Origin of the sequence: Paenibacillus sp. E194, assembly GCF_000935845.1 — a bacterium.
Classification (GTDB): domain Bacteria; phylum Bacillota; class Bacilli; order Paenibacillales; family Paenibacillaceae; genus Paenibacillus_B; species Paenibacillus_B alvei_B.
Window position 1 is genome coordinate 1 of sequence record NZ_JMDX01000036.1, and the last position, 20,518, is coordinate 20,518.

Annotated in this window: 22 protein-coding genes; 10 read left to right on the forward strand and 12 right to left on the reverse strand. The window is 47.1% G+C overall.

The genetic code is table 11. The features are described 5' to 3' along the window. From AZ66_RS07355 to AZ66_RS07375, 5 genes are all read left to right on the forward strand, one after another. The coding region (locus AZ66_RS07355) for a threonine synthase (RefSeq protein WP_044354247.1) at window positions 1–1,175 on the forward strand (1,175 nt) is incomplete at its 5' end. Then, entirely contained in the window at window positions 1,172–1,837 is a 666-nt protein-coding gene (locus AZ66_RS07360; protein WP_044354248.1) for an amino acid ABC transporter permease, read from the forward strand. The genes AZ66_RS07355 and AZ66_RS07360, both read left to right, overlap by 4 nt. After that, complete coding sequence (locus tag AZ66_RS07365) at window positions 1,818–2,474, forward strand: amino acid ABC transporter permease (RefSeq protein WP_044354249.1); 657 nt, start codon at window positions 1,818–1,820, stop codon at window positions 2,472–2,474. The genes AZ66_RS07360 and AZ66_RS07365 overlap by 20 nt, the downstream gene beginning before the upstream one ends. A gap of 35 nt (window positions 2,475–2,509) precedes the next feature. Continuing rightward, complete coding sequence (locus AZ66_RS07370) at window positions 2,510–3,277, forward strand: amino acid ABC transporter ATP-binding protein (protein WP_044354250.1); 768 nt, start codon at window positions 2,510–2,512, stop codon at window positions 3,275–3,277. Further along, window positions 3,274–4,194, forward strand: a complete 921-nt coding sequence (locus AZ66_RS07375) for a transporter substrate-binding domain-containing protein (protein ID WP_044354251.1) — start codon at window positions 3,274–3,276, stop codon at window positions 4,192–4,194. The genes AZ66_RS07370 and AZ66_RS07375 overlap by 4 nt, the downstream gene beginning before the upstream one ends. Before the next feature lie 88 nt (window positions 4,195–4,282). Here AZ66_RS07375 and AZ66_RS07380 read toward each other — a convergent pair whose 3' ends face one another. Both AZ66_RS07380 and AZ66_RS07385 read right to left on the reverse strand, forming a co-directional pair. Continuing rightward, window positions 4,283–5,029, reverse strand: a complete 747-nt coding sequence (locus AZ66_RS07380; RefSeq protein WP_082061486.1) for a Fic family protein — start codon at window positions 5,027–5,029, stop codon at window positions 4,283–4,285. Between the two features lie 75 nt (window positions 5,030–5,104). Next, the gene (locus tag AZ66_RS07385) at window positions 5,105–5,797 is read right to left on the reverse strand and encodes a YjjG family noncanonical pyrimidine nucleotidase (protein WP_044354252.1); all 693 of its coding nucleotides are present in this window, start codon (window positions 5,795–5,797) and stop codon (window positions 5,105–5,107) included. Between the two features lie 363 nt (window positions 5,798–6,160). Between AZ66_RS07385 and AZ66_RS07390 the strand changes: the two genes are divergently transcribed. Continuing rightward, window positions 6,161–8,746, forward strand: a complete 2,586-nt coding sequence (locus tag AZ66_RS07390) for a TPM domain-containing protein (RefSeq protein WP_044354253.1) — start codon at window positions 6,161–6,163, stop codon at window positions 8,744–8,746. Window positions 8,747–9,089: 343 nt separating this feature from the next. Here the strand turns inward: AZ66_RS07390 and AZ66_RS07395 are convergent, their stop codons facing one another. The 4 genes from AZ66_RS07395 to AZ66_RS07410 form a co-directional block, all read right to left on the reverse strand. Continuing rightward, on the reverse strand, window positions 9,090–9,539 hold the full coding sequence (locus AZ66_RS07395) for a DMT family transporter (RefSeq protein WP_021254100.1): 450 nt from the start codon (window positions 9,537–9,539) through the stop codon (window positions 9,090–9,092). 12 nt (window positions 9,540–9,551) lie between these two features. Continuing rightward, the gene (locus tag AZ66_RS07400) at window positions 9,552–10,253 is read right to left on the reverse strand and encodes a Crp/Fnr family transcriptional regulator (protein ID WP_044354254.1); all 702 of its coding nucleotides are present in this window, start codon (window positions 10,251–10,253) and stop codon (window positions 9,552–9,554) included. Between the two features lie 26 nt (window positions 10,254–10,279). Continuing rightward, a complete protein-coding gene (locus AZ66_RS07405; protein WP_044354255.1) occupies window positions 10,280–10,705 on the reverse strand; it encodes a DMT family transporter in 426 nt (141 codons plus the stop codon). Between the two features lie 166 nt (window positions 10,706–10,871). Continuing rightward, a complete protein-coding gene (locus tag AZ66_RS07410) occupies window positions 10,872–11,528 on the reverse strand; it encodes a DUF2306 domain-containing protein (RefSeq protein WP_052648430.1) in 657 nt (218 codons plus the stop codon). Between the two features lie 257 nt (window positions 11,529–11,785). Here AZ66_RS07410 and AZ66_RS07415 point away from each other — a divergent pair, with 257 nt between their 5' ends. Both AZ66_RS07415 and AZ66_RS07420 read left to right on the forward strand, forming a co-directional pair. Beyond that, complete coding sequence (locus tag AZ66_RS07415; protein WP_197081665.1) at window positions 11,786–12,403, forward strand: ArsR/SmtB family transcription factor; 618 nt, start codon at window positions 11,786–11,788, stop codon at window positions 12,401–12,403. A 31-nt stretch (window positions 12,404–12,434) separates the two neighbouring features. Further along, window positions 12,435–13,268 carry an MBL fold metallo-hydrolase gene (locus tag AZ66_RS07420; protein ID WP_044354256.1) on the forward strand — a complete coding sequence of 278 codons (834 nt, stop codon included), beginning with the start codon at window positions 12,435–12,437 and terminating at the stop codon, window positions 13,266–13,268. Window positions 13,269–13,331: 63 nt separating this feature from the next. Here AZ66_RS07420 and AZ66_RS07425 read toward each other — a convergent pair whose 3' ends face one another. The 3 genes from AZ66_RS07425 to AZ66_RS07435 form a co-directional block, all read right to left on the reverse strand. Next, on the reverse strand, window positions 13,332–13,757 hold the full coding sequence (locus AZ66_RS07425; protein ID WP_044354258.1) for a GNAT family N-acetyltransferase: 426 nt from the start codon (window positions 13,755–13,757) through the stop codon (window positions 13,332–13,334). A gap of 168 nt (window positions 13,758–13,925) precedes the next feature. Next, window positions 13,926–14,798 carry a pentapeptide repeat-containing protein gene (locus AZ66_RS07430; RefSeq protein ID WP_044354260.1) on the reverse strand — a complete coding sequence of 291 codons (873 nt, stop codon included), beginning with the start codon at window positions 14,796–14,798 and terminating at the stop codon, window positions 13,926–13,928. Window positions 14,799–14,924: 126 nt separating this feature from the next. After that, window positions 14,925–15,575, reverse strand: a complete 651-nt coding sequence (locus AZ66_RS07435) for an MBL fold metallo-hydrolase (protein ID WP_044354261.1) — start codon at window positions 15,573–15,575, stop codon at window positions 14,925–14,927. A gap of 312 nt (window positions 15,576–15,887) precedes the next feature. On the opposite strand from AZ66_RS07435, the gene AZ66_RS07440 reads away from it, so the two are divergent. After that, window positions 15,888–17,021: an amidohydrolase family protein gene (locus tag AZ66_RS07440; RefSeq protein ID WP_044354262.1), complete on the forward strand. Its 1,134-nt coding sequence runs from the start codon at window positions 15,888–15,890 to the stop codon at window positions 17,019–17,021. A 226-nt stretch (window positions 17,022–17,247) separates the two neighbouring features. Here AZ66_RS07440 and AZ66_RS07445 read toward each other — a convergent pair whose 3' ends face one another. The 3 genes from AZ66_RS07445 to AZ66_RS07455 form a co-directional block, all read right to left on the reverse strand. Next, on the reverse strand, window positions 17,248–18,162 hold the full coding sequence (locus AZ66_RS07445) for a DMT family transporter (RefSeq protein ID WP_044354264.1): 915 nt from the start codon (window positions 18,160–18,162) through the stop codon (window positions 17,248–17,250). A gap of 262 nt (window positions 18,163–18,424) precedes the next feature. After that, window positions 18,425–18,871 (reverse strand): hypothetical protein, encoded by a 447-nt coding sequence (locus AZ66_RS07450; RefSeq protein WP_021259677.1) that lies wholly within the window; start codon window positions 18,869–18,871, stop codon window positions 18,425–18,427. Between the two features lie 239 nt (window positions 18,872–19,110). Further along, window positions 19,111–19,338 carry a hypothetical protein gene (locus AZ66_RS07455; RefSeq protein ID WP_021254085.1) on the reverse strand — a complete coding sequence of 76 codons (228 nt, stop codon included), beginning with the start codon at window positions 19,336–19,338 and terminating at the stop codon, window positions 19,111–19,113. A 663-nt stretch (window positions 19,339–20,001) separates the two neighbouring features. On the opposite strand from AZ66_RS07455, the gene AZ66_RS07460 reads away from it, so the two are divergent. Beyond that, window positions 20,002–20,403 carry a RidA family protein gene (locus AZ66_RS07460; RefSeq protein WP_021259678.1) on the forward strand — a complete coding sequence of 134 codons (402 nt, stop codon included), beginning with the start codon at window positions 20,002–20,004 and terminating at the stop codon, window positions 20,401–20,403. The last annotated feature ends 115 nt before the right edge of the window (window positions 20,404–20,518 follow it).

Here is a 20,518-nt window from a genome sequence, read left to right on the forward strand (position 1 = left end):
CATTACTTGTAGCCTATCGGTTGGATGAGCTGAAGGACACTGTCCGACGCTCTGAACTGGCTGCAAGAGAACCAAGCTTGTGGCGCTATCATGAGCTGCTCCCAATCGAGCTGAAGCAGAACGTGATCTCTTTAGGAGAAGGTCTCACCCCTCTCCTTCCCCTGCCCAAGCTTGGACACCGAATTGGTATTCCCCAGTTGTATATGAAGGATGATGGGCTCCTGCCGACCGGCTCTTTCAAGGCCCGCGGCGCGGCTGTTGGTGTATCCAAAGCCAAGGAGCTCGGCGTTCAGGAATTAGCATTGCCCACGAATGGCAATGCAGGAGCAGCCTGGGCACTCTATGCAGCTCGCGCGGGCATACGCTCCATAGTCATCATGCCAGTAGACGCCCCTGCTATTACACGCAGCGAATGCACAATTGCAGGAGCTCGGCTCCATCTGGTCAATGGCTTAATTAGTGACGCCGGCAAAATTATCTCCCAAGCGCTCAGCGACGATGGCAGCCTGTATGATGCCTCTACACTAAAAGAGCCTTACCGAATCGAGGGCAAGAAGACGATCGGCTTCGAAATTGCCGAGCAACTAGGCTGGAAGCTGCCCGATGTCATCCTGTATCCAACAGGAGGCGGTGTCGGCCTCATCGGCATTTATAAGGCATTGACGGAATTGCAGGCACTAGGCTGGGTTCAAGGCAAGCTCCCTCGATTCGTTGCCGTCCAATCTGCGGGATGTGCCCCCATCGTCGAGGCTTGGAAGAACAAGCACACCGAGTCGATACCTTGGCCAAATGCTTCTACCCTTGCGTTCGGCATCAATGTACCGAAGGCACTAGGAGACTTTCTAATATTGGATGCCATCTACCGAACTGAGGGCTGTGCAATTGCGGTGGATGATCGCGCACTATTGGGCGAGCAGCGCCTTATTGCTGAGCTCGAGGGAACCTTCATCTGCCCGGAAGGCGCATCTACATTCGTCGCCGCACGCCGATTACGGGATAGCGGCTGGATCCAGGACAACGACACTGTCGTTGCGATCAATACTGGGCTCGGCTTGAAATACCCACATGTCGTCCAGACCAGCATCCCTATCTTGGAGCCTGGTGATTCCTTGAACAGAAGAAGCACTGTCTCCGGCAGGCAGTCCAATTCACGGGGGGGAGACCGGCTAACATGACACTCGATACCCCCTTCATGCTGGAACATGTACCCGACTTCGTACACGCAGCCCTTGTCACGATCGGAATTGCTGGTGCGGCCATCATTGCTTCCCTGCTCGTTGCCGTGTTCAACTCGATTCTCTTGTATTTCCGAGTACCGATATTGACCGCAATTGTACGTGCCTACATCGAGTTAGCTCGCAATACACCCTTATTAATTCAATTGTTCTTCCTGTACTTTGCACTGCCAAGTATCGGAATTCGCATGTCCAGCTACACCACAGCCTTACTGGCGATGACGTTTCTCGGTGGCGGGTATTTGACTGAGGTGTTCCGCGCTGGAATCGAAGCCGTTCCCAAGTCTCAGCTGGAGTCAGGATTGGCACTCGGGCTATCCCGTTGGCAATTATTTCGCGTCATCGTCCTACCGCAAGCGCTGCGGATTGCAATACCGTCCTTATTTGCCAATTTTATTTTTCTCCTAAAGGAAACGACGGTTGTATCTGCAGTTGCCGTGCCGGAAATTTTGTACACAACTACGAACTACATTGCACTGTATTACAAAACCTATGAAATGCTCCTCATGATGACGGCCCTGTACTTGCTGTTGTTCCTGCCATTATCCTTTGTGCTGTCTTGGCTGGAAAGGAGGTTCCAGCATGGCCAGTTCGGGACTTGATTTGCTTGTCGTATCGCTTCCCCAACTTGCCAAGGGGTTGTATCAGACAGGGCTTATCGCCATCTGGAGCATTGCCCTAAGCACGATTGGCGGCCTTCTATTCGGTGCCCTGCGTACCTCTGCTAGTCCTTGGCTGCGGCTGATTACCCGTACTTATCTGGAATTGTTTCGCTCTATCCCGATTTTGGTATGGCTGTTCTTTTTCTTCTTCGGGCTTCCAATCTTCTTCGGTCTGGATGTTCCAAGCTCTGTATGTGCAGTACTGGTGTTGTCACTCTGGGGGATCACTGAAGTTGGAGAGGTTGCACGAGGTGCCCTTATCTCATTGCCGCAAGGTCAACGAGAAGCCGGCAAGGCAATCGGACTCAGCACCCTGCAATTGTACACATACATTCTGCTCCCACTAGCGCTGCGACGCATGATCCCGCCTACGATTAATGTGTACACACGCATCATCAAGACGACATCACTGACTGTTCTTATCGGCGTAACCGAAGTGATCAAGACGGGGCAGCAAATTATAGAGCGCACAGGTGAGGCCGTCCTTATTTACGGCGCATTATTCCTGCTCTATTTCATACTGTGCTATCCGTTATCGGCCTTATCAAGAAGGCTGGAGCACAAGCTGCTATCCTAATATCCCACTGATTGAAAAGAAAGGAGGAATCATTCATGCCCGACGCATTGCTTGAACTATCCAATGTCGGCAAGTCGTTCGGCAAGCATTGGGTGTTGCGGGACATCAACCTGCAAATTGTTCAAGGAGAAGTGACCGTTATACTCGGACCAAGCGGCTGCGGCAAGAGCACGCTGCTTCGGTGTCTAAATGGACTCGAGACAACGCAGAGCGGCAGCATTCGGTTCCACGGTCAAGAATTGACCAATCCAGCAACGCGCTGGCAGCACATTCGCCAACAGATTGGAATGGTGTTCCAAAGCTATCACCTATTCCCCCATCTGACGGTGCTCGATAATATCCTCCTCGGACCAATCAAGGCCCAGAGGCGTCCCCGTGCAGAAGTGATCGTTCAAGCCGAGAAGCTGCTAGAGCGCGTCGGATTGCTAGACAAGAAGGACGCCTATCCTCGTCAGCTGTCGGGCGGCCAGCAGCAGCGAATCGCGATCGTGCGGGCACTATGCATGAATCCCGAGGTCATCCTCTTCGACGAGGTGACGGCTGCGCTTGATCCCGAGATGGTGCGCGAGGTGCTGGAAGTTATGCTTGCATTGGCGGAACAAGGCATGACGATGGTTATCGTGACCCATGAGATAGGGTTCGCCCGTGCTGTAGCTGATCGGATTGTATTTATGGATGAAGGCCGAATATGCGAGACAGGAGTGCCGGATGCTTTCTTTGCAGATCCCAGAACCGAACGAGCCCGGCGCTTTTTGGATAAATTTTTGGACATTGAAACATGGAAAAGGAGAGAGATTGGATGAAGAACAAATTGGGGTTCACCTTATTGATGGTACTGCTCACGGTCGGGCTATTGTCCGCATGCGGCTCAAGCAGCAGCGGAAGCGATGCAGGCAGTGGCGCGAAGGAACAACCAACCACGGCAACGCAGCAAGAGAGCGGGAAATCATCAAGTGCAGATACCGGTGCACTGAGCAAAATTAAAGAACGCGGCAAAATTCTCGTAGGTGTGTTCTCCGATAAGCCCCCATTCGGGTTCACGAATGAGAAGGGAGAGTTGCTTGGCTTCGATAATGACTTAGCGAGACGCTTCGCGAAGGATCTGCTTGGGGATGAGAGCAAAATTGAGTTCGTCGTCGTGGAGCCAGCAGGTCGTATCCCGTATTTGCAAAGCGATAAGGTAGATCTGATTGTGGCCAACATGACCGTGACCGATGAGCGCAAGGAAATTGTTGATTTTACAAATCCAAATTTGAAGGTGACTACACAAGTACTCGTAAACGATAAGAGTGGCATTAAGTCGTTGGCTGATTTGAAAGGAAAGAAAGTTATCGTAACGAAGGGAACGACAGCTGATATTTTCTTCACCAAAAACTACCCCGACGTTGAACTGGTCAAATTCGAGAAAAACACCGAATCCCTACAAGCATTGAAGGATGGACGCGGCGATGGGTACGCACAGGATAATTTCATCCTACTCGCTTGGGCACGAAAAAACCCTGGCTTCGCCCTTATTCCAGAAAAGCTGGAGAAAGAGGCGCCGATCGCGCCAGCTGTCAAGAAAGGCAATACTGAGCTGCGCGATTGGGTGAATCAAGAGCTGGAGACGTTGGGAAAAGAGAAATTCCTGCTGCAGCTGTACGATAAATATGTAAAAGACGAACTTGGTCCGGATGTCTCCCCAGACGACATTATCGTAGAGGGTGGACATTGGAAGTAATGTAAGTACTGTACAATAGCATCCGAACATAGAACGAGGCTGCCTTGCCGTCATTTTTAACATGACCGTAAGACAGCCTCATTTCTTACTATTCCACAGCGAATAAATACGCCTGCAGACTATCTGCAACACACTCCATAATCAATTGAATAAAAGGCGCCAATTGACCTTGGACGCTTGCTTCCTCCAACGTCTCATAATATCGCATTCTGGCAGCATCCGCCGCCTTCACAATGGCAGGAGGATATCCGTGCTTCATCAGAATTAGATTCATAAGAAGTCTTGCAGTCCGGCCGTTTCCATCTGAGAAAGGATGTATAAATACAAATCTAAAATGGAATTCAGCAGCCAGCAGCACCGGATGCATCAATCCTTGCTGATTCTCGTACCATTTCATGAGCTCTTCCATCTTATCAGGAACAACCGTATAATGGGGCGTAACATGCTGTGAACCTGATATACGGACATTGACCATTCGATATCGTCCTGCGTCGTCAGTGATATTTTTAAGAACAAGATGATGAATTGATTTCACCACATACTCAGTTAGCTCTCGATCCTGACGAAGGAGCTCTTGAATGTAGGCAATAGCTTCAGCGTGGTTAATAACTTCAAAATGCTCCCGAAGCTTTTTTCCACCGATCGTTAACCCCTGTTCGAGCACAAGCTTCGTTTCAAGCAGCGTCAGTGTATTTCCTTCAATCGCATTCGAGTTATACGTCCATTCAACACGATATACTTCCTCTAAATTCCGAACGGCTTCGGCAGGTAGTGGCCGCAGCGAATCCAATCTATTCTTTAACTCATCAATCAAAGCAAGATCCACACCTATCACCTACCTTTTCCCTCTCTATTATTAGTATTATATCAAGTCTATTGCGTTTCTAGACAATGATTTATTCCAATGCTCTCACTTCAATCCTAATATCTGATACAGCTCCTGAAGCGAGCGAATTTCATAGGTTGGAACAATATCCGTTTCATTCGCTTTCCCTTCGGGATTGAACCAACAGGTATCCAGACCTGCCAGCTGGCCGCCCTTCATATCTGAGCTTAACGAATCCCCAATAATCAATGCCAGCTGCGGGTCAATATTAGGAATGCGCGCGAACACAAAATCAAAGAATTCCTTCATCGGCTTCTGGTACCCTGTATCCTCCGATACGAAAATACTCGTAAACATCGGATGCAAACCAGAATCACGTAGCCTTCGATCCTGTGTCTTAGACACGCCATTCGTCACAATATGCAGATCATACGCGCCGTGCAGTTTCGTAATTACTTCCATAGCCCCGTCAATGAGCTGATGTCCCTGTTCCAAATAGCCTCGATATTTTTGCTCCAACAGAACACCGTCCACTTCATGCCCATATTCCTTCAAAAGTAGAGAGAATCGAGTGTTCACCACCTCGTCGCGATTGATCTTTCCCTCTTCATACGCCCTCCACAATCCCTGATTCATCTGTTTATAATGGGCTTCCATTTCTTCTGTCAGCTCGATCTGCTGTCCTTCGAACAACAAACGCAGCGCCATATTCTCCGCTGCCTTGAAATCAAGCAATGTATCATCAACGTCAAATAATAATGTTCGATATATGCGCATCTTATCTCCACCTATCTATGTTATAGCCTGCTCTACAGGCTGTACTTTCTATTTTATTTTCATATCCATCAACTCTGCAAGCTACTCTACATCTGCACGACTTGTGTGAAATTCCCTCTATTTTCAAGTGCGTGCATCTGTTGTACTGGATATAGGCTACACTCCTAAATGCTCTCATCCAGCCCTGCTGGCTGCACTTTTCCTAGTTGCTCGTCCTTCGTACTTCTACAACTCACCATGACAATCCCTGTAAGAAAAGTTCTTTTCCCGCTTCCGACTGCACCTTATACTTGTATCAAACGTAATACGTAATAGGAAATAGGCACCAATAACATAACACACGACTGGAAACGGAGGATCACCGTGAAGAATGCAATGCGATGGCTGTCCGCCATCATGATGATTGTCATGTTGCTTCATCCGGGAATTGTTCAGGCAGACGCTATTCCGAGCAAATCGGGCATAGTGCGAGATATAGCCAAGATGATTCCTAAAGAATCGATTCCCTATATCGAGCGAGCTGCCAAGGGGAAGCCCTATACGTTCTATCTCCTGACTATTAATCGTTTGGATGGCCAGGATGCAGCAGAATATGCAACCGAAGTATATCACAAATGGAAGTTGACAGCGGATGACATCCTCATCCTATTGTCTAAGGAAGATCGGCGCGTAGAGATGAACTTCAACAATCCGGCTTTGCAAGAGAAGATCGACGCACTGCCCAATGATGACTCGTCTCGCTCTAAGCTCAGCACATTCGTTGACAAACATTTTATTCCGAAGGCGAAAGAGGGCAATTTCGCTAGGGCCACTATAACGCTTATGGAAGCGACCAAACAATTGAAGCCTGTGCCGATTGTACCAACGCCGGAGAAGCCTGCTAAAGATCTCCCATCCGGCAACAAACAATCGAAGCCCGCATCGGAGAATGAAAGTCAGCCCGTAACTGTGCCGAAGGAACCGGAAGGTCCAAGTGCGCTCGTCCTTTTCTGGAATAGCATTCCGTGGCCTAGGGTCGGTATAACAGCAGGCTTAGCTGCATTGTGCATCTTGCTAGTTGCATGGATGTGGCAGGTTCAGCGGCTGCGCAAGCTGCGTACCCAAATTCCTGCCGTGATGGCCACTGTCAGTCAAGCGCTCGAGCGTGTGCACCACTACACCGAGCTGTATCAAGGCGCGACGCAGCAGCAAGCTGCGGCTATCGAGCAGCAATTAACGGCATCCATCATTGCGCTGGAGTCCAGCTTGAAGGAAATGAAGCAGATCAGCTTCGCCCACACGCTGCTGCCGAAATTCAAAAGCCAACTCGATGCGGCAGACAACGTGCGGCAAACGCGAGAAAAAGAAGCAGCAGAGCTAACGAAGCAAATTGAACAAATCGAGGTCACGGAGCGCCAGCTCGTAGACAGCATTCGTGAAGCGCGAGCACGTCTTCAGCAGCTCGAATACGAATACCGCCAAGAAATCAGTACGCGTGGTTGGACGCTTGAGGCAATCGACCAACGCTACCATACGCTCGTCAGCCGTGTGCAAACCGTGGATGATATGGATACCTTCGATCCGATGGGTGCCAATGCCATCATGGACACCTCCAAGGTAGAGATCGAGCAATTGGCGCAGGATATTGCGTCCATCGCTCATTACGCCAATCTGTACCAGCAATTTCCGAATGAAGTAGCCAGCAGTCGCACCCGCTTTGAAAGCATCGTACAAGAACATAGACTCAAGCTAATCCGCATCGACCCTTACGGCTGTCTGGAGCAAGCTAGAGACACGAATGAACGGATGCTAGAACAACTGCGGAGCGGCAATATTTCCGAAGCTGTGCAATTGGCAGAACGCAGAGGCCAGCACCTGACGGATGCTGTACATATGACACAGCGGCTGGCAGATTTGAAGCTGAAAAATGCGGAGGACATCCAAGCCATCGCGAATAGATTTTCCAACCTGCCAGAAGAAGAGCGGCACATGAATGGGCTGCACCAGCGAATTAGCCATACATACCGTTCCAACTACTGGAATCATGCTTGGGAACTGTATCATAACGGGCTTTCCGTCATTGCCAACATGCGTTCCAGACTGGACAATGTGCGTTCCCTCTCTTCGGAAGAAGTGCAGGAATACGAGATGGCTCGTCAGGAGCTTGATGGCATGCTGCAAGCTTGGCAGGATCAGGATCGCAATCAAAGACAATATGAAGAACTCGTCATGAAATTGGATCAGGCGCTCGAACTAATCAACAGACAGATGAAGAGCGGTGAACAAGCTTACACCCGCGCCCAAGATGCCATTAGGCGCAATCGTCTCGTGCAAGCATGGCGATATGCGGAAGAATCTTTGATGAAGCTGGACTCCGGACTGAAGCAGTTGCTCGCCCAGCCTCCTTATGACATTGACTTACAATCAGAGCTAAGCTCGCAATATGCACGCGAAGCGGAAGCCTACTTGCAAGATGTCGAGCGAACTGCCATTGTGAAGCGCGATGCAGAACGCACGATGAATGACATGGAAGCACGGTATCGTTCCACGTATCATCGTACAAACCGAAAAGTAAGATTATCTCACTTTGACTCCCAATATTCGCAGATCATGTCCTCTGCGAATGACTATATGTACCGCGGCGAATACGCACGCGCCAGTCAGGAAGCTGCTGCGGTGGCAGGCATTATTAGCGCTATGAATGCCGCCTATGATGCTGTGATCGCAGAGGAACGGCGCCGGGAAGAAGCCCGCCGGGCGGAGGAGCGAAGACGCCAAGAGGCTCGCCGAGCAGAGGAACGCAGACGCGAAGAGGAAAGACGCCGAGAGCAAACCAGTAGATCGACCAGCTATAATTCCAACTCGAATAGCAACAACTCGGGCGGATCCAGCTCGAACAACTCCAATAGCTCGGGCGGGTCTAGCTGGGGAGGCGACAATAAGAATTCTTCCGGCGGATCGAATTGGTAGTAGCGGAAGTGAAGGTGCTCCTAACTTCAATCTTCAGTCTTTAATCTTCAACCTGCAATCTGCAATAACCTTTCACGCATACAAGGGCCACAACATCCACGGCAAAGTGGATGTTGTGGCCCTTCCTTCCTTTTCAACAAAGATCCAGAACGAACACTAAGCCAGCCCCTTCATCACCCCAGAGAAACCATCGACCCGCTACTTCAACACAACAAGCGATTCAGTGACCGTTGCCATCACATGCCCGTCTATCTTCTTATAGAAATCATTCCACTGGTATCCATCCTCTACATCCAGCATCGTATCCAGCGCGTATCTAAAAAAAACGAAGTAGATAGGGAATCTACAGCGGTTCTACTCTTTTCCCCGTCTTAAATACAATAACGCCGCCAATAATGATCAAAACCCCGATTGCTTGTTTTCCCGTAAAAGGAACCTGATCGAGGCCAAGCAACCCCAAGGAGTCGAACAACAGCGCAAAACTAATCTGGGACGCCATCACAATCGAGATGGCAAACGTCGGGCCAAGCCGCTTCACTCCCTGTACCACACTAAGCACGACACCGACCCCGATGATGCCGCTGAACCAGTACCATGTCTTCATATTAGGCAAATCAAATAGCTGCTTTCCTTCCACTAAGAGGCCAATGGTGAGTGACGCTAGGAATCCCATGCCCAGCACGATTGCTGTAGTCGTCCACGTTCCCACGCCTTCATTTACTTTACTGTTGAACACATTCTGCACACCAACAAGCGAGCCAGCGATGAGCGCCAATACTAAGCCTGCAATCATAAGCGTCCCCTCTCACCTTTCATATATATTATGGCCTGCCAGAGTACGCAATCGCTCCCGATCCTTCACGGAAATAAACCCTCGACTGCGCTCGACCAAGCCTTCTTCACAGAACTTATGGATAACTCGATTCAGATGCCTATAACTGGTGCCAATGAAGTTGGCTACATCCCGCAAACTCACCGCATTAAGCTGTCCATTAAATCGCGGATCCGATTCATCATACGATATCGACAAGAGATAACTCGCCAAGCGCGCCTCCACCGGATACATCAAATTAAAGCTCAAGGAATCTGATTTCATGCAAAACTTCGTCGTAATCATGTTGAGCAGAAATTGAAGCAGAGGCGGATCATGCTTCCCATATTGATGAAGCCATCGATAGTGGACGCCGATCAAATGCACAGGCGATACAGCCTCAACTGAATTCATAAAGTCGATCCCCTGCACATATTCAATATCACCAATCGCCTCTAGCGCCGTTTTGAACGATACGATCAGCGCCTTGCCTTCTGCCGAGGTGTTATATACTTTGACCTTTCCTTTCACGAGAACGTAAAAGTACTCCGCAGGATCACCCTGTGAACAGATAAGTTCGCCCTGCTCATAGCTGTAAAGCGCCAAATGCGGCGCTATGTTCGCATTAAATATCGATGTAATCTGATGAATCTCCAAATAATGAGCGAGTTGTTCACGATCCTTAATCTCTTTCATAGCGCACCTTCACCTCTGCCACAAAATTACATCTTCAATATAATCACTCCGGCGATCATCATCCCAATGCCGATGAACTGCGCCAGCTTCATCTTCTGCTTCGCTACACCGAACCATCCTCTACCGTCGATGATGAAGGTTACACTTAGTTGAGCAATTAACACCATCGCAATCGTCAGAGTCACACCAATATGATGAATGGCTGTGATATTGCTCGATATGATAATTGCTGCCAAGGCACCTCCAGCCAGATATATCGGCTTCACTTGCTTGACTCTTCTCCATTGTCCATCACGGACGAGCAGCAGAAGGACGAAGGCCAGTACAAATCCCGTGAACTGGGTAATCGTTGCTGCTTGCCATGTGCCAATATGTTGACTGATATGGGAGTTCGCCACGCCTTGCAGCGTTATGAACGCTCCGCCTAACAATGCAAATAGGATTCCCGCCATCATTCCCGCTCCTCTAGACATGAATTCAATTTCACTATTATTTAAAATCAGACCCATGTCTTGGGGGAAGGACATATGTCCCAAGTGTATCAAAAAAGCAAAAAACAGCGTAGAGGCGGAATATTGCATCAGCATCCGCGTTCACACTGTTTAGGTAAACAAACCGCTATTGTATGTATGACTTTCTACTACCTACTGATGGACGGCGCGCGACCAAACTCTCTGAAACTAACAGATTTGGCACCCAGCATAGCCAAGCGATCACTGCAAATGTGTCATTGGGATCTGAAAGCCCGAAGAGTATCGCTGCCAGCGGCATATACAGGCGCAGTGTAATTGCCGCACATGTAAGCGCATAGTTGCGAATCATCCAGCGGCCATGTCCGGCTAAGTCGCGAGCGACAACAATGCGGACTATCCCTTGATACAGAGTATACATCCATAAAGTAGACAGTACTCCGAAGCCTGTTGCGGCGAGCCAACCGCCATCCGCGTACCAGGATAAATAGAGCCCTGTAATCCCCCCAATCGCAATCAGGCACACATACACATAGCCGATTGCGCGGTGTAGATTAGGCTTTTGTACTCGTAATCGCTTGATGAATTGAAGCCATCCGATAGTAATAGCAAGTCCTGAAGATATGGCGTGCGCCCACAATACTGGATACCACAACGTCGGCAATTCCCCTTTGCCTTTTACAAGCGGAGCTTCTTGGATATGAGATGGTATAGCATACATCGCTAAAGCATAAATTCCGACCATGATTGCCAGAAATGCCATTATCCCAAAGGCCCATGAGCGAGCCGCACTCTGCACTTTCATCCATCATCCTCCATTCCTCTATCCTGGAAGGAGTGTATCATGCACCCTTAGCTGCTTCACTCCGTCTGCAGAAGTATTTTGCTTTAGAGCTAATCCTAGTTACACACCATGCGTCTCAATTTCTCTATTTCTCTATTCCTTAATCATAGTATTTCATATCCGAAATGGAATGATTGCCCAATTGCGTAACTCGTGTTAATATAAACACACTAAACAGTAAATTATATTTTACCGGTAAATTGTAGTGAGGTGTTTCGATGACTGTGACTAGCGTATATAAAATTCAGACTCATGAACAGCTAAAGGCAATCGCTGATCCGCTTCGCACGAAAATACTCATGAATCTTGTCAAGCAAGAGTATACCGGGCAGCAGCTTGCCGAAATGCTGGGCATAACGCGGAACAATATTTATTTTCATCTGAAGGAACTTGAGAAGCATCAGGTGATTCAAATTGTTCGCAAAGAGGAGAAGAACGGTATCGTTCAAAAGTATTACCGGGCAGTTGCGAGTCGCTTCATTCCAGAAGATCATTTGCTGCCGAGCATGGATCTGATCGAGACGTCGCGACAAGTGTTCATGGAGACCGTCGAGGTTACCCGCACTAAGATTGAGGGCGCACCGGCTGCATCTTTCGCTCTGAACAGCAGCAATCTGGATCAGCGTAAGAACATCGCCTCCACCTATCAAATGATCACAACGGAAGAGAACTTCCACGCCTTCGTCGAAGAATTCAAGCGGCTGCTGGACAAGCATTTCACGAAGCATGAGAAGCAAGAAACAAATGAGACGAAAGAAGAAAATGAGGATCAAAAAAGCTATTATTTGTCTTTGATCGCATTCCAAGATGACAGCGAAGAGATCGCCATTCAATAATTACATTCTTCAATTCCTGGAGGGATACCGCATGCAATCTAACACAGCCAATCGTGAGCAGCACGCAACAAAATATCCTATCGTTATAGACGATCCTTGGTTCAACGTCTCGAAGCTTGACGACTCCACGTTTGCAATTAGCGAATACGGACATTGGGAGAGAGTTCATTCCTTTCTGCTTATCGGCAGCGAACGAGCCGCTCTCATCGACACCGGACTCGGTATCGATGATATTACTCGAATGACTAGTCAGCTAACCAGCCTGCCCATCACGGTGCTTACCACCCATGTTCACTGGGATCATATTGGCAGCCATGGCAAGTTCGAGCGGATTTACGTCCACGAACTGGAAGAAGATTGGCTCATTAATGGCATTAAGGGATTGCCGATTGAGCAGATTCGCAAAGATGTGTCGCGTGATATTACGAGACCCTTACCGCCTACCTTCGATCCTGCTGCCTATACTCCCTATCAAGGCAAGCCAACTGGTCTGCTGCAAGATGGAGATACCATCGATTTAGGGAATCGTAAACTCTTCGTTTATCATACGCCCGGCCATTCCCCCGGACATATCGTCGTGCACGATACAAGCAGAGGCTACTTATTTACTGGCGATCTGCTGTACGATGAAACACCGATCTATGCATTCTATCCTACGACGAGTCCAGAAGACCTTGTGGCCTCCTGGCAGAAAATTTCGGGGATTGAGGGTATTGTACAAGTATTCGGCTCCCATAATCGGCTTGGGCTGGAGCCCGAATTATTAGGTGCGTTGAAAGAAGCGGCTGCAGAGCTGCTTGAGAAGGATCTTGTCCGCTTCGGAACTGGCGTTCACCAATTCCGTGGCTTTTCGGTTCAGTTCTAAGGCGCTGGTCGACCTTCTTATGCAAAAAAAAAAACGCTTGGGCATCTGCCCAAGCGTTTATCTTTATTTCGTTTCTATTTCCTTCTGATTCCCAGCCTGCATGCGATAATTCCGGAATATCATTCCGTTCGCCTTCATCATGCCGAAATGTTCATAATAGGGAACCAGGTCATCGTCGCAGCATAAATCAATCATATAGATGTCATCCAACGCTTTCATCATTTGACTGACTAATTCTTTGCCGATCCCCTTGCCTTTATATGCTGGCAGCACTTCAAGCAGTGGAATATAGGCAGACAGCACACCGTCACTTATTGCCGTGATAAATCCTACGACCTGACCCGTTTGTTCATCCATCGCCAGAACCACTTTGCTGCTGTTCTGCAATAACCGCAGGTGAGTCTCCGGGCTTGGCGGATTTGGCCAATCTACAAAAAAGCCTTCCAGCATTTCATCTGTAATCCCGTCGACTGAGTGTTTGTATATCATATTCGATCATCTCCTCATGTAATTGTTCTGAGGTAGATCGACAATATCAATAGTAAAGTAACAAACCAATACCCTCCGTATCATCAAAAGAAGCACTATACACCATAATACGGAAGATTCATATATTCCACAACCATAATTTTCTTTCTCCAGCCTGCCTTCTGCTGGCTATGCTGTCCAATGGGCCGGTCGAGACAGCCTTCCCGGCAGTTGAGTATGCAAATCCCCCTTCGCTGCGTTAATCTGTACCTGAGTCAGAAAAATACTGCCTCTCAAATCCGCGCCGCAAAGATCTGCATCGCGCAAGTCCGCTCCGATGAGGTCGGCTGCGCGCAAATTCGCATGCTGCAAGTCAGCCGCGATCAGATAGGCTCCTCTTAAATCAGCCCCTCTGAGATCAGCTGCTTTTAATTTCGCCCCCATGAGATCGGCCCCACGGTAATTTTTCCGTCTCTCCTTCGAATTACCCTTCAGATTGCGACGCACGTCCATCCAGACCAGATCACTCGTTTGCAATAACAGCCTATTTACATTTGCGCGATGCGCGTGAACATCCACCTTCAGAATTTCATCTGCACGGAGCTCTGTCAGACGTATTGTCTCCGCCAGCGTCATATTAAGCTCTTGGCGAATGGAACAAGCTGCCTCTAGCACAAGTGCTTCATGTAAATACCACAGCATTTCGTGGAGCTGATGCATAATCGGAAAAACGTGATACATGGTTTTCGCTCTCTCTGAGCTTTCTCGCCAATCGATCCCCTCAAACGTAATCTGCGACACTTTCTGTCCTGCGCCGAAGCACTCGAACACGGTGCACCCTTTACATCCTCGTGCCCGCAAATTCGCGTGAATCCCGCAGCGATAATCAGCTTGCAAGTTCGAGCAAGGTACTCCCGCATCCTTGCTCATCGCAAAATCAGCCGAAACAGCAAATGGGAGCGCAACACAACAAAGCCCGAAACAATTCTCGCAATCCGCCCTCAGGTCGTCCCAATGTATGTTATGAAGTGCATGAGAGTGATCTCGGTTTCCTTCTAGCAAGTAGAGCACCTCCGATGTGCTAACAATCTGAGATGATTATAACGGAATTATTTGGTTCAATCTATCAAAATGGTTTCGGAGGCATTTCTACACAACCGTCAGGTTCGTTCATGCTCCGTAACTGTCTCAATATTGCATGATGGCTACGCCCGCGGCTTGAGACAAACTGTCTTGTGTAATATCCAGCTCTTTATAGCTTCTAACCTGCTGACCGGATGCTGCGAGAAATTTATCTACCTTATCAAAAATCAAAAATCCTAGTGGACGGAGCGCCTTCGTTCGATAATGCATCGGGATGGTTATCGTTGCGTGCAATTGACGCATTAGCAGAGCCGCTTCCCCTCCGTTAATGGTCATTCTTCCGCCTACAGGAGTCATAAGAACGTCTACCTTGCCGATTGCTTGGCTTTGCTCTTCAGACAACAGATGACCCAGATCCCCACAATGACAGATAGTCAGGCCATCGACTTGAATGCGGAATACAATATTATCACCCTTTTTCGCGCCGTTCACTTTATCATGAAAGGTCTTGAAGCCACTGATCAGCACCTCACCGTCACCATAGGTGTATTCCTTCGGCTCATTTACAAGCAAGTAATCGCCAACCACTACCTGAATCTGATTATGATCGCGGTGTTCATGCGTAACCAGAACAATGTCCGCTTCTACCTTAGGCATTCGATAACGAAGCAGACGTCCGTACGGATCAATCAAGATCCTCGTTCCTGCCTGCGAAGTCAATAAAAAAGTCGATTGCCCGAACCATTTGATTCGCATAAACATACCACCTTTCATATATAAAAACCGCTTCCGTCCATAATGATCTGTTATATTCTTAAGATATTTCTCTACACTGTCAAAGTCAACTGGACTCTCTCGTATGCGATCCCTTCCATTGCGCGATTGCCCAATATCAATATATATGCGCGTCTCCCTTTCGGCACAAACCGATTGAACATCTTCCTTTCCTGCTAAGTGTGATAAGCTGAATACGAAGTAACTTCCTCATAAGCACTGTTGTTTAAGAGAGACTATCAGTTACACACCTAACTAAGCTAGATAAGAGATCAACGTACAAGGAGGATCAATATGACTAAGTACAGCAAAATTCGCATGGCATTACTTATTGCAATACTCATATTGATCTTAGCAGCTTTATTCATGTATGGGTCTACACAGCAAGAAAAACCAGCCGTCACTCCATGTGCTGCTCAAGATGATATAGATAAGGCTTCTGTACCACCAGCCAAGAAATTAGAAGATTGGGCGCAACAATATAAGGATATAAAACTAGTAGATGCTCACAATCATAGCGCATCAAATCGGGCATACGATTGGAAGCTAGATATGATGTGGGATAAATACGGTGTGGATCGTATCGTCCTATTTGGGAATGTATCCGAACCAAGTGCTGTCGGAACAGATAAAATCACATGGAAGGCCTATCAGCAGTATCCTGAACGGTTTATCCCTTTCGCCTCAGGCATTCATTTATTAGAGCCATCTGGGTTGAAGGCAGCAAAAGATTATCTAGAGCAAGGCTTTTTCGGATTAGGAGAGCTTGCAATCGCATCTACATACTCGGAAGCACTCGCACATTCCATATGGAAGACAGAGCATCCAATGGATGGCATTTTGCCTGACCTCTATGCATTATGTGCCGAGTACAAGGCTCCTATATTAATGCATATTGATCCTCCTGAAGGCATCCCTATGCTGAAACTGGAGGAAGCGGCCAATAAATACCCAGATACTATATTTATCTTTGGGCATGCAAATGCCCACAATTCTCCCGAAAATATACGCTCACTGCTAAGCGAACACCCGAATGTCTACGCGGATTTTTTTGCTGGCTTTACGGCATTTAACCCATCAAGTGCCTATAAGCTGGAGGATTTCGTTCCTATCATCAAGGAGTTTCCGGATCGCTTTTTGCTAAGCACGGATTCAGGTTACGGCCTCTCGAGCGAAGAAAACGCAATTCAAGCCATGTATATGCTCCTCGATGCATTAGATGATCCAGCGTTGATTGACAAAATTGCATTCGGTAATATAGAACGGCTCATTCGTGACCAGCCCATCACAGGCACTCAGCTTGCCGCAGTTCGGCAACTAGAAAACAGGACAGGCAAAAAATACGACACCGCGAATCTGTCCAAAGAAGAGGCCAGCAAGCTATTGCTCCAAGCGGGTCAGCCGTTGCCAGGCACTGAAGATGAATAGACGATTACTACCATTCCTTTGCTCCCCTCTCCCCGCGGTGACAGGTAAAGGAGCATCTATTACATCTATTATTTCTAGATAAATCAAACGTTAACCATGAATCATAGTCTGATATAGTACCACCATAAATAAACTGCATCCCCTTCGATAGACACCATCTAACAAGGGAGATGCAGTTTATTTGTCCCTACAGCATTTACAATTGATAATTCACACTCCATTCTATCTATGCCCCAATATCCTTACGATTTGTCTGGTGCTCGGTTACCTGTCGTTGCTGCAATAAGAAAATAGCGAGTCCAATCAAAATGAGTGCAATGCCAATGCCTTGCTGTACCGTGATAACCTCATCCAAAATGAAATAAGCAAGGATGCACGTTCCGACCGTCTCCCCAAGAATACTCATAGAAATGACCGACGTACTGAGCCATTTCAGCAGCCAATTGAATAACGTCTGACCTAAAATCGTTGCAATGAAGGCGAGTCCGATAAAGGACCACCAGGTGTTCGTGGAATAATCGAAGAAGGATGCTTGTTGAATTAAGGAAAAGAGACTTAACAAGAGCGCACTGCTTGCATAGCCAATGATGGAATAAGGAATGAGTGACAATTGTTTGCGAACATGCTGACCTACAAAGAAGTAAGCCGTAATGACTCCTGCCGCAATAAAGGCAAGAATATCGCCGAACAGCGCCTGCCCGCTTATCTGGAAGTCCTGCCACCCGATGACGAAGCTGCCTGCAATCGCTACGAAGCAGCCGAGGATGGCCCCCATACGGAAGCGTTCTTTAAACAAAAAGTAGCCTCCTGCCATAGAGAAGAGCGGCTGCAGGGTTACGATCACCGTTGAGCTGGCGACTGACGTGTAATTCAATGACTCAAACCAGAGCACATAGTGCGTGGCTAGAAATAAGCCTGAGAGCAGTCCATACCCCCATTGCTTCTTCGACAATGAACATATTTCTCGCATGCTCTCTTTGTCCGCAAGAAGAAACGGCAGCAGCATAACCGCTGCAAAAAACATCCGATAAAACGCCGTAATGCCAGCCGGCGCATCTGCTAACTTCACGAAGATAGCTGAAGTCGATAATGCCAACACCCCGAGAAATAAAGTTGCATAAGACATAAGCGGTGATTTCAATACTGCTCCCCCTAAACAATGTGTGAATCAGCCATACAACGTTCTACCATGTACACATGTAAGTATAATTAGAAGGGCGCATAAAAAATAGTAGAGAATAAAAATGGTCTTCTTATATTCAATAATGTCCGCCGTTTTTGAGGTTGACCATTCAAAGTGGGTTGAAGAATATTTCGAGGATTTCTTTTTACACCACAAAGAAAAATCCCGACGAATGAATCATTCATCGGGACAAACGAGGTCGACATTTTTGACGTTGCGATCAGTTTTGTTTATCAATCCATATTAAATAATCATAGGATCTAGTATAAGTGCTTTCTACTTTCAGATAATACTTATGGCCTTTGACCAAATCCTCAGTAAATATCAATTCGTTGCGTGAATTCACCTTTTTACTTCTTATTTTATTTTCATTTTCGTCGTAGAGAGTAACTACTGCCTCCCCTGCAGGAAGATCAATGTTTGCAGCACCAAAATCAAACTTAAATGATCCCGTTTCAGGTGCGGCAAATCGATAATAGTCTTTATCACCTTCAAAAGCGTTTCCACTAATAATAACATTATTTGTCAATTGGAACGTGTTAGCCTTCGAAAACGTATCGTTTCTTTCATGCTCATATACAAAAATCGAATCTGCTGCAAACGCTGACGTGGACAAGCCCGCTACCATCGCAAGCCCCAAAATACCTGTGGCAATCTTTTTCTTCATAAATTAATAACCTCCTAAATTAATGTGAAGTGAAGCGCAAGGAATCTGTGGTGCCGTTCTATCTATCATTTTACGATTCAAACATGCTTCCCACTAGGGTAGCGATATGACATGATTCACTGAATAAATTTACTTCTTTTATGAAATGAGTAGACTCAAACAAAACAAAGAATATGTAAGCCCGAAGCTCGTCATGAGACGAAATCGACCGGCAAATGCCGAGCTCCGGATCCATCAAGTTATATCAATGCAATAGCGAGTAATGTGAATAAGCTTAAGGTTATGATATCGTTATTAACGAAAGGAAAAAAGCCTGACGTTCTTACAGCTCCATAATTCGCTTCAGGACGCAAATAGACATTTTGATAATCTACCTTAACAACCGTCCCTCGGTATTCTTGGCGGTCCATCGTCAGGATACGAACTTTTTTGTTCATACAGTACAAGCAATTCTGATAGGCTTCCAATTTTGTTTCCCCTCCTCCCTATTCACCATATGACACAAATCCAGTTGGGACACGGCGAATATACATCCTAGCAAGGGGATTTTGCGATGGATTAATCGATACTTCGAATTTCACGTCATCTCATCCCCTTCTCTCGGTTCTAACTATCGGAAGATCGATAGTCGGTCATTTTCGGATGATAACTGGTTGCAACAAAAAAACACACGGAGAAAGAGCCTCCGTGTGCCGAGTCTATATCTATTTGTTCATCTATTTGTTCATCTATTTGTTCATCATCTTCGTCATTCTATGCATGTCGGTCGTGGCAGTTATATTGTTCAACTTCTCAATGGTTGCTATCTTGATATATAGGCATACGATCGTGATTGCCAGTTCAAGCTCTTGTAGGTCGGGATTGAAGCGCAATTCAAAAGTCTGTCATTTCACCATGTGAATGTCCCCTAGTATCGAAACAGATCTAATGCTATAATTTAGGTGTTTTACATCAAATAATTCGCTTTTAAATGGGAAGGAGTGAGTACCTGATGAAAAAGAGAGCTTTGAAGAACCTGTCCTCCGGTATCGGGTATTCTACTGCTGTTTTCTTCTAGAATTCAATGTGACGGGATAAGTCTGTCCATTTTGAAGGAAATAACCGAAACCATTTAAAAGGAGATATTACTTATGACACAAACCAATTCTATCGTTTCCAGATATAATCCAGAATCAATTGCAAAGCCGGTTGGAGAATACAGCCATGTAACCAAAATTAGCAGAAATGCGGAGCTGTATGTTTTTTCTGGCCAAATTGGAATCGATTCAAGCAATCATATTCCCACTGACTTCAACGAACAAGTAACGAATACAATGAGCAACATTGTTGCCCTCCTTGCTTCTCAGATGCTGACGCCTGATCATGTCGTGAAAGTGAATATTTGGGCGACGGAAGAAATCGACTGGGATCATTTCGACGCGGAGTGGAATAACGTATTCGGCGCTACTCCTCCTTCGATGACGATCGCCTATGTTGCAGGACTAGGTCTTCCAGAATTGAAAATTGAATTGGATGTATGGGCTGCAGGCTGATAAACTGTTCACAGTTCCTATATGAAAATCCCCCCTCATTGAGGAGGGATTTTCTTTATAGTAAGGCTGGATCATTCTCATACAGATTGCCTTCAAAATAATTAACCTCGCACTC

Coding starts and splice junctions, on each gene's coding strand:
- AZ66_RS07435 (WP_044354261.1), bottom strand. CDS start 15,575: ATGCGAATCAAATGGTTCGGGCAATCGACTTTTTTATTGACTTCGCAG.
- AZ66_RS07405 (WP_044354255.1), bottom strand. CDS start 10,705: ATGGCGGGAATCCTATTTGCATTGTTAGGCGGAGCGTTCATAACGCTG.
- AZ66_RS07375 (WP_044354251.1), top strand. CDS start 3,274: ATGAAGAACAAATTGGGGTTCACCTTATTGATGGTACTGCTCACGGTC.
- AZ66_RS07400 (WP_044354254.1), bottom strand. CDS start 10,253: ATGAAAGAGATTAAGGATCGTGAACAACTCGCTCATTATTTGGAGATT.
- AZ66_RS07385 (WP_044354252.1), bottom strand. CDS start 5,797: ATGCGCATATATCGAACATTATTATTTGACGTTGATGATACATTGCTT.
- AZ66_RS07420 (WP_044354256.1), top strand. CDS start 12,435: ATGCAATCTAACACAGCCAATCGTGAGCAGCACGCAACAAAATATCCT.
- AZ66_RS07370 (WP_044354250.1), top strand. CDS start 2,510: ATGCCCGACGCATTGCTTGAACTATCCAATGTCGGCAAGTCGTTCGGC.
- AZ66_RS07365 (WP_044354249.1), top strand. CDS start 1,818: ATGGCCAGTTCGGGACTTGATTTGCTTGTCGTATCGCTTCCCCAACTT.
- AZ66_RS07415 (WP_197081665.1), top strand. CDS start 11,786: ATGACTGTGACTAGCGTATATAAAATTCAGACTCATGAACAGCTAAAG.
- AZ66_RS07425 (WP_044354258.1), bottom strand. CDS start 13,757: ATGATATACAAACACTCAGTCGACGGGATTACAGATGAAATGCTGGAA.
- AZ66_RS07360 (WP_044354248.1), top strand. CDS start 1,172: ATGACACTCGATACCCCCTTCATGCTGGAACATGTACCCGACTTCGTA.
- AZ66_RS07395 (WP_021254100.1), bottom strand. CDS start 9,539: ATGATTGCAGGCTTAGTATTGGCGCTCATCGCTGGCTCGCTTGTTGGT.
- AZ66_RS07450 (WP_021259677.1), bottom strand. CDS start 18,871: ATGAAGAAAAAGATTGCCACAGGTATTTTGGGGCTTGCGATGGTAGCG.
- AZ66_RS07460 (WP_021259678.1), top strand. CDS start 20,002: ATGACACAAACCAATTCTATCGTTTCCAGATATAATCCAGAATCAATT.
- AZ66_RS07440 (WP_044354262.1), top strand. CDS start 15,888: ATGACTAAGTACAGCAAAATTCGCATGGCATTACTTATTGCAATACTC.
- AZ66_RS07410 (WP_052648430.1), bottom strand. CDS start 11,528: ATGAAAGTGCAGAGTGCGGCTCGCTCATGGGCCTTTGGGATAATGGCA.